Consider the following 12,018-nt stretch of genomic DNA (forward strand, 5'->3'; position numbering starts at 1 on the left):
CAAGAACAATGAGCAACGCCAAAGACGTAACGGATTCCTCCTTCGGCACCGACGTACTGACCGCCGACAAGCCGGTAATCGTGGACTTCTGGGCTGAGTGGTGCGGTCCCTGCCGGATGCTCTCCCCCATCCTCGACGACATCGCAGCGCAGTACGCGGACAAGGTCGACGTCGTGAAGGTCAATGTGGACGACAATCCGGCGATCGCCGCCAAGTACGGCATCACGTCCATCCCCGCCGTCTACGTCTTCAAGGGCGGTGAGGTTGCTGCCACGTCGATCGGCGCGAAGCCGAAGCAGGTTCTCGAGCAGGAATTCGCGGCGTTCCTGAAGTAGGCCTCATGATGCATCCGACGGACGATTGTCTGCGGAGGCTGGACTCCAGCCGGCGCGTGGTGGCGCTTCGCGAAGCGCTGCTGCGCGCCGGCATTTCCATGTCCTACCTCGCGCCTGATGCCGTCAACGACCCCACCGTCTTCGACGACCATGTTGATGCCGCCGTGCGCGCCTTCCAGCAAAGCCGCGGCCTGATCGTCGACGGCGTGGCGGGGCCGGACACCCAGCGCGCGCTGGCCGAAGCCCAGTTCCGCTTCGGTGACCGTCCCCTCGCCTACGTCGAGGACCAGCCGGCCGTGCGGGGCGACGACGTCGCCGAACTGCAGCGCCATCTGTCCCACCTGGGTTTCTACTACGGCCACATTGACGGCGAATTCGGTATGCGCACCAGATACGCGGTGGCCGAGCTCCAAGAGAACCTGGGTATCCCCGGTACGGGCGTGTGCGACGGCGACACGGTGACCGCAATGTCCCGGGTGAACCGTGCCATTTCCCCCAGCCAGGCCTTCGCGCTGCGCGATTACGAGCGCTTGGACCGCTCCACCGCTGCCCTGCGCGGCCGCACCATCACCCTCAACACCGGCCGCTCACAAACGCCCTCTGAACACGTCACCGAACGCCTGAGCGGCCAGCCCCTGACGGAATTGCTCGTGGCCTCGGACGTCAGCGAGCGGGTAGAGCGGATCCTGAAGGAGTTCGGCGCCGAGGTAGTGGCCTGGGAGCCTAACGGCACCGATCCGATGAGCAGGCTGCCCAGCCTGAACGTCGACATTCACTGCGACTGGCTGGACCAGCCGGCTGCGTCAGGCATCGCCGCCTACTACTGGGGACTGCCGTCCACCGGCGAGCCCCGCTCCCCCATCGGGCAGCGTGCCGCGATCCTGATGATCAAGGAACTGGCAGCGCGGACGGACATGGAAAGTCTCGGCGTGCACGCCCGCACGTGGGACACCCTGAAGCTGCCGGGCATCCCTTCGGTGGGAATCGACCTCGGCTATCTCAGCAACTTCCATGACGCCCACAGGCTTGCTGATCCGGTGTTCCGGCAGACTGTGGCTGATTCCATTGTCATCGCGATCCAGCGGCTCTATCTGCTCGAGGAAGAGGATCAGCCCACAGGCACCCTGGTCCTCGACGACGTCAGCCGGTTCAATCCGGCCGACGAGCACAGGCGGGTTTCCGGCCTGTAAAGACCTTGAATGCCGTGCAGGCCGGAAACCCGGCCTGCACGGCATTACTCTTTCCAGACTGAAAACTATGTCTTATCGTTTCCGCCATGGAAACTAACGGACCCCTCCCGGACGGAAACCGGGCGTCGGCGGATCTGTCCGCTGCCAGGAATGCACAGGACGCCATCCGCAGCCTCGGCTGGCCTTGGTGGCTCTACGCTGCCAACGGGGTCCTCCTCGGTGCTGCCGCGATCCTTCCGCTGCTGGACTCGCCCACAGGATCCGGTCTCCTGGCTGTCCTGGTGATGGGCCTCTGCTTTTTCAACTACTGGGCCGGGTCCCGTATGGGTGCCCCGTTTGCCGTGCCGCGGATCCGTGCGTTCCTGGCTGCCGTCGTACTCTCCGGAGTCTTCCTGACTGCGTCGATCGTGGCAGCAGAAATGGGTCTCACCCGAATGGTGTTGTTCTGCGCGGCGGGAACCGTGGCGAGTTACGCCGTCGGCTCGATAGTTCATTACCGGGTTACCCGCCGTTGAAAGCCGAACTTGATCCCCACATACATCCCACGGCACGGCTGCGGCTCTGCGCCATGCTGGCTGCCGGAACATCGGTGGAGACTTCTGTTCTCCGGACGACCCTTGGCCTGTCCCCGTCGGCGTTCAGCAAGCAGGTGACTGCGCTGGTGGACGCCGGTTACGTGAGCCAGGAGCGCGGAACCCTGGATTCCAGGAAGACCTGGCTCAGCCTAACGAAGGACGGTTCTAAGGCCTACCGTGGACATGTAAAGGCACTCGAAGAGATAGTCTCGGGCACGTTCGGGCACGGCTCCCACAACCGTTAGGGGACCGTGCTGCACTGGCTCTCCGTGCGGAGACCGGCTGGTTGGGAATGGCCGCACTCTCGCGGAGAAGAAGTCCCGGCTTGTACGTTGGGGGTCACTACACCTGAGGAGCGCTCCGTGGGCAAGGTAGTCATGTACAGCTCCGTATCACTGGATGGTTACATCGCAGATCAGCAAGACCAGCCGGGTCCGCTGTTCGAGTGGCTGACCGGCGGCGATGTACCCCTGGATGCAAGCGGGGAACTGAAGGTGTCCCAGGCTTCCTTCGAGTACACCCGGAGCTATTGGGACCAGATCGGAGTGACCGTCGTCGGACGCCACGTCTTCGATCTGACCGAAGGCTGGGACGGAAACCCTCCGTCCGGAGTGGACCATATGGTTGTAGTCACCCATCGGCCTCCCCAGCGGACTGGGACCCGGAGGGTTCGTTCTACTTTGTCGAGGGCATCGAGGCGGCTATTGCCGCAGCGCAGGAACTCGCGGGCAGCCGGATCGTCGAAGTCGCAGCGGGCGACGTTGGAGGGCAGGCGTTCGCCGCCGGGTTGGTGGACGAGGTGCGAATGGACGTTGCACCCGTCGTCTTTGGATCTGGGAAGCGCTACTTCGGCGGCGTTGATACGCAGCACGCATTGGGCGATCCCCATGTGTTGGTCGGGAACCGGGTGCTTCACCTTCGATATCCAGTACTCCGCTGACGGGGGTCATACTTATAGCCTCCCCTGAAATCACTCGGCACCCACCCGCGGCATACTTGTCCCATAGCGAAAACTACGCGTCTCTGCTCCCTCCACGCCGGCTAGTCCCGGTCGCTTCAGATACCAAACCCCAGTATCGGTCAGTCTGCAGAGAACACGCTGAACAGGCCCAGGGCTCCTAATCCTCCCAAAGGTGTTGTGCAGCTGCGGGGCTGACTGCGGCCTAAGAGTGTTCCGGCCGAGGAAGCGCTACCGCTGCAGCATCACTTGGCGTGGGGAGTTCAGCGATCTGGATCAGCGCGGTCCTGGATTACCGATGGTGGTGTTTCACGTGAAACTGTTCCGGCAGCTGGGCAGCTGACGTCGGGCTCGGAGATGAGCCAGAGCGGTGGTTGACGGTTCCTGGCCGGTATCGAGATCCTCTTCGACGTGCACCGCTACATCCACGCCCCATCCCAGCCACCGTCGACGTCCATCTCATTCCCCTTCCCGTTCCCGTTCCGATTCTCATTCCTGGTCTACCAGCCGGTCGCTCACTCGCATTCTCCCGCTCCCGCACTCGCTCGCACTCGCACTCGCTCGCACTCGAGGGATTGTCGATATCGAACGCAGCTGTGTCCCGCACCTCGTCTCCGAACCGTAGGCCAGCACATGTCGTCCACGGTGCGCTCGTTCTTCCGGGTGGATCGGCTGGCTAGGGGGCGGTCGGTCCTTGGGTGATCACGCGGCGCGCAGCAGGCCGGCCAAGCCTCACGCGTCGTTCAATGCGACGGTCGGTGGGGCTCCGGCACCTCAAGCCTGCTCGGCCCCACAGTGATACCTTGTCGTTTCACGTGAAACGACGTACCCACGGTGCGCGAAGACGCAATGATCCCTGTTCCGTCAGCGGTCGTGCGCATGAGCCAGAGCCTAGGCAACCGCGCCATCGACATCGCTGCGTGATTCCCCGTCAGCTGTTATCCGCAGAACCGAGACCGCGATCATCGGGAATACACTGAGTCCTCCTTCTTCGATTTTCGCCGTGCTTACACCAGGGAAATGGCGGAGGCAAAGCCGTCACGATCCGCGGTGTTGACTACAAACTCGCCGGTGCCGCCGACGGACCTCACTGACCTGAGGAGAGAGTTGAATTGTCGGCAATAACGCAACGATGGCAGATCCCCGTCGATCTGTTCAGCTATTGGGGTGCTGGCCGCCCAGGCGGCTCCGGGTTGCCTACAGTCTCGAGTGCAGGAGACGACATGGCCGTCATGTGTGTTTCACGTGAAACACCAAACGTTGGAAGCTGGCACGGACCGACTCACCACGCAGGTCGAAACGGCCCCAGCGGGATCCAAAACCAGCAGAATATACCAAACGAAATCGCCAGGCCCTGAGTCCAATATCCGGGGAAACGTACTCTATAGGCCTCTACCGAAATCAACGTTCTGCCCTGCATGGGGAGCAGATCCTCGGGGACATACTCGCTGGTAAGCAACCGAGGACCTTCATTCCGCACCTCGTTTCCTGCGGGATACACAGTTGGGGCCACCGATCCCAGTCAGCGCCACCCGATAGACGGCTGTATCCGCTGGCCCCACATCGCTAGCACTCGACAACTCCAGAGAAAGAAGCGTCCAGGCAAATCACTTGAAACCGGAAAAGGTCGAACCGAACAACACCCTGGCGGGCCATTGATACCGCTCATGCGCTGCTCCCCAAGACTGGAGGTTCTTTACGGTGCACGATCTCAGAGTTGCCGGAATTAGATCTGGTTCCTGTTTCACGTGAAACAGGAACCAGATTGCGGGGTGGTCTCGAGTTGCCTGCGCCGGCATGCTGGCCCTGGTCGAAACGCTGAATTTCACCATAGTCCGTAGACGACTCAGCTCTCAGGACCCTCCTTCTCATAAACCGGGTATGACAGGTGTCGGGAGGGCTTTCTACGGACAACACGGTGGACCACTCCAGGTCTATTGCACACAATCGATTTTGTTTGGTGAGGAAACAACTGTCACCCACTTTCGTCTTACAGGGACAGTCCATCGGGCACGTAACTGCTGTGCCTGCCATTGCAATGAAAGCCCAAGACCGGACTCGAAAATGACCCGAGGTACCTACTCCGCCCCTCTTAGCCAACCAAGAGACTTCAAGGCTGGTACCTGTAAGAAGACACCGAGCTCCCGTTTCACGTGAAACAGGCGAAACAACGGCTTAGGACTCGAAAGGCGCGGACCCGCTAGAAATGGCTGGAACCACGCCACGTTCCCGAGGCGATACGTGGGCACAACTGCAAATCGGAGCAAGAGTACCCTGCCCTTTCGACGTGTGCGTTGCCTGCAAACCTGAACCGAAGAGCGTGTGCCCGCCTGGATTACTCAATACTTTGCCGCAGGATGGCAAGCGGACAGACCTCAGACGTCAGCCGATTATCAGCAACCAACCTAAATACGGTGTGTTCCGTACTGCGACATCGATACTGCCACTTGTTGGGAGCGGTCGTACACCTGACGCGTCGATGAATCCAAGTTGTATAGTTCCACCAGCTCAGCACCGCAGCTTGCCCGAGGGGACAATTGCCAGCAGGCCCCCACAATCCATGTTTCACGTGAAACCGTCGTCATCGTTCCGGCGCCAAATTTGCTGGTTGCTCGCTCAAAAAATCGCCCCGCAGCATCTGGATGGCGTTGCAACCATCTTGCGTCGGGGTAGGGTCTGAAGGTGGGCTGAGGACAAGAATGCCGGCGCAACGGACACCTATCCAGAACAAATAGCTGCGCCCGGGGCGAGCCTCCCTGGATAGCAGGGAATCGACATGTGCTCCAGCTGCGGAATGATCCGTTTCACGTGAAACGGATCGTTGCACTGCAGTCCCTCCAGAAGCCAGCGGTATTGCCACCTTGAGCTGCGCTAAGTGCACGTCTCAAGACCGTGCGCAGCTGATTCACCCGGCGTGCGCTCAGAAGGCGTGATACAACAAAAAGCGGCCCCTGTTTCACGTGAAACAGGGGCCGCGATCTGTGTACGGTCTTCTAGGACGCTTGCCCTTCGACGGGATTGAGGACAGTCATGATTCGGTTCAGATCATCCACGCTTGCGAACTCGATACTCACCTTGCCCTTGCGGGCACCAAGAGTGATCTTGACGTTGGTATCCAGACGGTCAGACAACGAATTAGCCAGGTAATCGAGGCGCTCGTGCCGCGCTCCAACCTTGGGCTTGGCCTCCTTCGCAGGCCGGCGAATACCGTCAGACAACGCCACAACTTCCTCGGTTGCGCGAACTGACATACCTTCGGCGACAATCTTCTGGGCAAGCTTCTCCATCTCCGCGGGATCGTTCAGACCCAGGAGTGCGCGGGCGTGCCCGGCGGACAGGACCCCAGCTGCGAGACGACGCTGCACCAGCGGAGGGAGCTTCATCAACCTCAACGTGTTGGAAATCTGCGGACGTGAACGGCCAATGCGTTCAGCCAGTTCTTCGTGCGAGCACTCAAAGTCGTCCAGGAGCTGCTGGTACGCAGCAGCCTCTTCAAGCGGATTCAGTTGGCTTCGGTGCAGGTTTTCGAGAAGTGCGTCGCGCAGCAGATCGACGTCCTGGGTGGACCGGACAATGGCTGGCACCGTGTCCAAGCCAGCTTCACGGCTTGCGCGCCAGCGACGCTCACCCATGACCAGTTCGTAAGGATGATCCTCATCGCCCTCAGCGGACGGCCTGACCACAATCGGCTGGAGAACGCCGATCTCTCGGATAGAGTGCACCAGCTCGGACATGTCTTCTTCGTCGAAGACACTTCGCGGCTGCTTACGGTTCGGATGAATGGAATCAATTGGGAGTTCAGCGAACCGCGCACCAGGTACCTCCAGCAGCGTTTCACGTGAAACACCGCTCTCGGCGTCCGCAGGTGCTTCCGCCCCATCCGCGACAACGCCTGCCAACGCGTCTTCCTGAGCCTCTACGGCCTGCACTGGCTCCTTGGGTGCGGCGGGGCTCTTGCGGGCCGTGCTGGGCTTTTTTGGCGCCTCTACAGCCGATTCTGCGGGCTTCTCAGCGCCTGCCTGCGGGCGGGCAGCCAGATCTTCCTGTGCAGCTGCCGCCGTGGCGGCGTCTGCCTTGGGGGCCGCCTTCCGGTTAGCTGCCGAGCGGGCTGCCGGCTTCTTCTTGGCAGGGGCCCGGAGGGCTTCCTTGTTGATTCCGGCACCACGGCGCACTCCGCCTGTGCGGCCCGGCGCAACCTCATCGCTTGCAGCAGCAAAGAACAAATCAACGGGCCGGCCAGCCCTGGTCGACTGGGAGGTTTCAGTTGTCTCCGAAGACTCGGGAGTACTGGGAATCAATGCTCCCAGACCCCGGCCCAAACCACGACGCTTTTCGGTCATGGGTAAGTCCTTCCCTTATGCACACAGCAAGCGGCATGGATTGATTGTGAGAGTATTCTACGGTCCACCGTCGGGTTCACCCGGTATCCCAAAGGGAGTGTCTAGACGGATCGCTGGGCGATCTCGGCAGCAGCTTCCAGGTAGGAAAGGGCACCTGTCGACGACGGATCGTACGTCATGACGGTCTGCTGGTAGCTCGGCGCCTCAGAAATCCTCACCGAACGGGGCACGACAGCGGCCAGGACCTGCTGTGGGAAGTGTTCGCGGACCTCAGCTGCAACCTGTGCAGCCAGGTTGGTCCGGCCGTCATACATAGTGAGCAGGATCGTTGAAACAACCAGATCAGCGTTCAAGTGCTTTTGGATCATCTCAATGTTCTTCAGAAGCTGGCTCAAGCCCTCCAATGCGTAGTACTCGCACTGAATGGGAATGAGGACTTCCTTCGCCGCAACAAAAGCGTTGACGGTGAGCAGTCCCAGGCTCGGCGGGCAGTCAATGAAGATGTAGTCCAGCCGCTCTTCGCCGGCGTTCTTGCGTTCCTTGGCGTAAACCTCAATGGCACGCCGCAGTCTCTGCTCACGCGCTACGAGGGAGACCAGCTCGATTTCCGCACCCGCAAGGTGGATTGTCGCAGGAGCACAGATCAGGTTCTGGATGTCGGGGCACTGCGCCACAACCTTACCCAGGGGCAAATCATCGATGAGGACGTCGTAGATGCTCTCCACGTCTGCCCTGTGGTCGATCCCGAGGGCAGTAGAAGCGTTTCCCTGCGGATCGATATCGATCACCAGGACGTTGAGGCCGGCCGTGGCCAGAGCGGCGGCAAGGTTTACTGTGGTCGTCGTCTTCCCGACGCCGCCCTTTTGGTTGCTCACGGTCATGATCCGGGTCTCGGCAGGCCGCGGCAGGACCCTGCCCCGGAGCCTCTCGCGGCGCCGGTTCTCACTGGCAAGTTCGCGGGCCAGTGGTGTGCTTTCGTCCATCAGATCCATAACGTCTACCGACTCTGACGGATAAACCGCCTGGCCGGCTACACCACCTTCGCTGGTCTCGGGAACAGGCACATACGATGCGCCGGCAGACAGTGTTGCAACAGCATGTCCCGTTTCACGTGAAACAGGCAAGTCAAGCTTTGGTTCTACAACCTCTTCAGGTTGATTCCTCGAAAAAGGCGATGAGAAGGCAGAACCCAGCGCAGCAAAGGGGGGAATTCGTTTTGCGGCAGAATCGCGCACACTCACCTGGACATGCTCACTTTCACAACATAAGGCATTACTGCCCCTAGCCTATCGGCTGGCCGGTCAAATCCCCGGATCGGGCAGGGTGTGTGCAGTACCAGGCAGGGCCTAGACAACAATGCGGACTACGGTCGTGTGCTCCTCAAGCACATCCTCGCCGGCGGTGACGACGGATGTCTCCTTGCCGCCAAGCCGGCGAATCTGCTTGGCAGCCTTTTCGATTTCCTCCGCGGCGCTGCGCCCCTTGATGGCCAGCACTACCCCGGAACCCTGCAGGAGCGGAATCGTCAGGCCGGCCAGTCCGGTGAGGGCGGAGACGGCTCGGGCGGTGACTACGTCTACCTCCACCTTGCCGACTACCTGTTCAGCCCGGCCGCGGATAACCTCCACGTTCTGAAGCCCCAGATCGTCAACAACCTCGTTCAGCCAGGTCACCCTGCGCTCAAGGGGCTCGATCAGAGTCATCACCAGATCAGGCCGGGCGATAGCCAGGCACAGCCCGGGCAGCCCGGCACCTGAACCAACATCGGCCACCCTGCTGGAGTCGGGAATCAGATCAGCTACGACAGCGCAATTGAGCACATGCCTGCTCCACAACCGCGGAACTTCACGCGGCCCGAGCAATCCGCGCTCCATGCCGGAAGTAGCCAAATGCTCCACATAGCGCTCTGCCAGCGGGAGGCGGGATCCGAAGACCTTGACCGCAGCAGCATGCTCGGCGGGCGTAATTTCAACCACGAAAAACAGATCCTAGTCTTAGCGAGATATCCGGACGGGCAAGGCTATGCGTCGGAAAGGGACACCACGATGTGGCGTTCCGGCCCTTCACCTTCGGACTCGCTGACGAGCCCAAGCTCCGCAACGGCGTCGTGAACAATCTTGCGCTCGTAGGCACTCATCGGTGCCAGCGCGATTTCCTTGCCGGACGTCTTGGCGCGGGAAACCGCATCCTCCGCGATCCGGTGCAGTTCCTCGCTGCGTTCCTTGCGGTACCCGGAGATGTCCAGGACAAGGCGTGAACGGCTGTCAGTCGCCGTCAGCACGGAGAGCCGGGTGAGCTCCTGGAGGGCCTCAAGAACCTCGCCCCCGCGCCCTACCAGGGACTCCAGGCCAGAGTCGTCTCCCTCTTCGGAGACAACGGAAATGTAGGTACGTCCGCTGCGGACCTCGATGTCGATATCACCGTCAATGTCGGCGATGTCGAGCAGCTCCTCAAGGTAGTCAGCGGCGACGTCGCCCTCTTCCTCCAGACGGCTCACGGTGCCGCCTTCAGCAGCCTCAGGCAGTTCTTCCACGGACTCTTCGACGTGCTCAGTGCTCATCTTTTTTTCCTGTTCTTGCGCTGGGGCTGCTGGCGCTGTGCTTTGGCAGGGACGGGTACTTCTTCCACCGGCTCGGACTTCTTTTCGCCCAGCAGCGGCATCATCGGCAGGCCCTTGCGGGCACGGCGCTCAGCCAGGGCCTTGGCGGCAGGAGACCCGGGGGTGGGCATGCGGCGGATCACGAAGAACTGCTGCGCCATGGTCCACAGGTTGGTGGTGGTCCAGTAAATCAGGACGCCGATCGGGAAGTTGATGCCGCCGATGCCGAAAACGAGCGGCAGTACGTAGAGCATCATCTTCTGCTGGCGCATGAACGGGCTCTGCAGCGCTTCTTCAGACATGTTCTTGGACATGATCTGCTTCTGCGTGATGAACTGCGACGCCGTCATGGCGATGATCATGATGATCGAGAGAACCACAACGGAAGTGTGGCCCTCCGTGCCGAATCCGTGCAGCAGCGAGGAGGAGAGCGGCGCACCGAGGATCGTGGCTTCATCGAACTGGACGACGGCGTCATGGGTGAGAGCGCCAATGCCCTCGCCGTCCGAGCTGGCGTTGGAAACACCGTTCAGCACCTGGAACAGGGCGAAGAAGAACGGCATCTGGATCAGCATCGGCAGGCACGCCGCGAAGGGGTTCGTGCCGTGCTTCTTGTACAGGGCCATCTGCTCCTGCGTCATCGCCTGGCGCGAGAGCTGGTCCGTCTTGCCCTTGTACTTCTGCTGGAGCTTACGCAGATCCGGCTGCAGCGACTGCATGCCGCGCTGCGCCTTGATCTGCTTGACGAAAACCGGAATCAGGGCGGCACGGATGACAATAACCAGACCAATGATGGACAGCGTCCAGGTCCATCCGGATGCGGCATCCATCCCGAGGAACACAAATCCCTCGTGGAAGATCCACATGATCCATGACACCACCCATTTGAATGGAAACATGATCGTGTCGAAGAAACCCATTTACACTCCTCAAGCCGCGGGGCGGCTGTCTTCGTCTGCCGGAATCACGGGATGATTCAGCACAATAATCCTGGGGACTGATTCCTGCGGCCAGGTCCTTCGGCCTTCGGGCACGTGGTCAACTCCGCCGTCGTTCCAGGGGTGGCAGCGGATGAGCCGGCGGGCGGCCAGCCATGTGCCCTTCACCGCACCGTGAACGGTGACGGCCTCAAGGGCATACGCAGAACAAGATGGAAAGAAGCGGCATACCGGCCCGTACAGCGGTGAGATGAGCTTGCGGTAAACCTTCAGAATCCCGATCAGGACGTTTCGGGGCAGATGCCACACGAAACGCAGTAGCGCCTTCACGAGGACAGCAGGAACATAGGCCTTCGCCGGTTGGTTGCCGGTGCGGCCCATCGTATGTCCCTCCCTCACCTTTGTGGTCACTGCCGCGAAAGCTTGCCAATGCATGCAGAGAGGGCACCAGCATAATCCGCGCTTAACTGCGCCCAAGATGCCGATGCCGCCGGCGGCAGTGCCCTGACGACAATGTCGAACCCGGTGGGGTTCTGGGCCAGGCTCTGCGCTGCTGCTTCTCTCAGTCTTCTCTTAACGAGGTTACGTGTCACGGCGTTCCCAATGGCTTTCGACACAATGAACCCGACGCGCGTGGGCGCGGCCGGGTTGGGCACTGCATATAAGACTACGTTCCGGCGCCCGTTTCGGGCGCCGGAACGTACAGTATGGGAAAAATCCGCCGACGAACGCACCCGGTTCCTCGCGGCCAGCATTAGGCCGCCGAGGGAGGTGGACAGAGCTGCTGACGCAGCATCGACAAACCTAAGGCTGTTTTACGCCGACAGTTCGGTACGGCCCTTGCCACGGCGTGCAGAAAGAATGGCACGGCCGGCACGGGTGCGCATGCGAAGGCGGAAGCCGTGCTTCTTGGCACGACGGCGGTTATTCGGCTGAAAAGTCCGCTTGCTCACGGTGGTTACTCCAAGACAATATGCGCTGCGCCTGCTGCATCAAGGGGGAAGCACAAGCGGCGCTAAGTTTTCATGTGACTGACTACGCTCAACCCGGACCTGGACCCTGATTCCCAGAACCCTGATGGGC

Annotated in this window: 12 protein-coding genes and 1 pseudogene; 5 read left to right on the top strand and 8 right to left on the bottom strand. The window is 61.0% G+C overall.

Annotated elements, in window-relative coordinates; genetic code table 11:
• Positions 1 to 8: 8 nt before the first annotated feature.
• The 5 genes and pseudogenes from trxA (at position 9) to NF551_RS16465 (ending at position 3,040) form a co-directional block, all read left to right on the top strand.
• The gene (gene trxA / locus NF551_RS16445; RefSeq protein WP_227896413.1) at positions 9 to 335 is read left to right on the top strand and encodes a thioredoxin; all 327 of its coding nucleotides are present in this window, start codon (positions 9 to 11) and stop codon (positions 333 to 335) included.
• A 5-nt stretch (positions 336 to 340) separates the two neighbouring features.
• The gene (locus NF551_RS16450) at positions 341 to 1,525 is read left to right on the top strand and encodes a peptidoglycan-binding protein (RefSeq protein WP_227896414.1); all 1,185 of its coding nucleotides are present in this window, start codon (positions 341 to 343) and stop codon (positions 1,523 to 1,525) included.
• A gap of 86 nt (positions 1,526 to 1,611) precedes the next feature.
• Positions 1,612 to 2,040, top strand: a complete 429-nt coding sequence (locus NF551_RS16455; protein ID WP_227896415.1) for a hypothetical protein — start codon at positions 1,612 to 1,614, stop codon at positions 2,038 to 2,040.
• Positions 2,037 to 2,345 carry a transcriptional regulator gene (locus tag NF551_RS16460; protein ID WP_227896416.1) on the top strand — a complete coding sequence of 103 codons (309 nt, stop codon included), beginning with the start codon at positions 2,037 to 2,039 and terminating at the stop codon, positions 2,343 to 2,345. The genes NF551_RS16455 and NF551_RS16460 overlap by 4 nt, the downstream gene beginning before the upstream one ends.
• 117 nt (positions 2,346 to 2,462) lie before the next feature.
• A pseudogene (locus NF551_RS16465) lies at positions 2,463 to 3,040 on the top strand (dihydrofolate reductase family protein).
• 3,011 nt (positions 3,041 to 6,051) lie between these two features.
• Here the strand turns inward: NF551_RS16465 and NF551_RS16470 are convergent.
• The 8 genes from NF551_RS16470 to rpmH form a co-directional block, all read right to left on the bottom strand.
• A complete protein-coding gene (locus tag NF551_RS16470) occupies positions 6,052 to 7,398 on the bottom strand; it encodes a ParB/RepB/Spo0J family partition protein (protein WP_227896417.1) in 1,347 nt (448 codons plus the stop codon).
• A 101-nt stretch (positions 7,399 to 7,499) separates the two neighbouring features.
• Complete coding sequence (locus NF551_RS16475; RefSeq protein WP_279324714.1) at positions 7,500 to 8,639, bottom strand: ParA family protein; 1,140 nt, start codon at positions 8,637 to 8,639, stop codon at positions 7,500 to 7,502.
• 105 nt (positions 8,640 to 8,744) lie between these two features.
• Positions 8,745 to 9,374, bottom strand: coding sequence for a 16S rRNA (guanine(527)-N(7))-methyltransferase RsmG (gene rsmG, locus NF551_RS16480; protein WP_227896418.1), 630 nt, complete (start codon positions 9,372 to 9,374; stop codon positions 8,745 to 8,747).
• Between the two features lie 44 nt (positions 9,375 to 9,418).
• Positions 9,419 to 9,958, bottom strand: coding sequence for a Jag family protein (locus tag NF551_RS16485; protein ID WP_227896419.1), 540 nt, complete (start codon positions 9,956 to 9,958; stop codon positions 9,419 to 9,421).
• Positions 9,955 to 10,917 (bottom strand): membrane protein insertase YidC, encoded by a 963-nt coding sequence (yidC, locus tag NF551_RS16490; protein WP_227896420.1) that lies wholly within the window; start codon positions 10,915 to 10,917, stop codon positions 9,955 to 9,957. Before yidC ends, NF551_RS16485 begins: the two co-directional genes overlap by 4 nt.
• A gap of 9 nt (positions 10,918 to 10,926) precedes the next feature.
• Entirely contained in the window at positions 10,927 to 11,316 is a 390-nt protein-coding gene (gene yidD / locus NF551_RS16495; RefSeq protein WP_227896421.1) for a membrane protein insertion efficiency factor YidD, read from the bottom strand.
• A gap of 26 nt (positions 11,317 to 11,342) precedes the next feature.
• Entirely contained in the window at positions 11,343 to 11,690 is a 348-nt protein-coding gene (gene rnpA / locus NF551_RS16500) for a ribonuclease P protein component (RefSeq protein ID WP_227896422.1), read from the bottom strand.
• 60 nt (positions 11,691 to 11,750) lie between these two features.
• Positions 11,751 to 11,888: a 50S ribosomal protein L34 gene (gene rpmH / locus NF551_RS16505; RefSeq protein ID WP_022892375.1), complete on the bottom strand. Its 138-nt coding sequence runs from the start codon at positions 11,886 to 11,888 to the stop codon at positions 11,751 to 11,753.
• Positions 11,889 to 12,018 lie beyond the last annotated feature (130 nt).

Origin of the sequence: Arthrobacter caoxuetaonis, assembly GCF_023921125.1 — a bacterium.
Taxonomy (GTDB): domain Bacteria; phylum Actinomycetota; class Actinomycetes; order Actinomycetales; family Micrococcaceae; genus Arthrobacter_B; species Arthrobacter_B caoxuetaonis.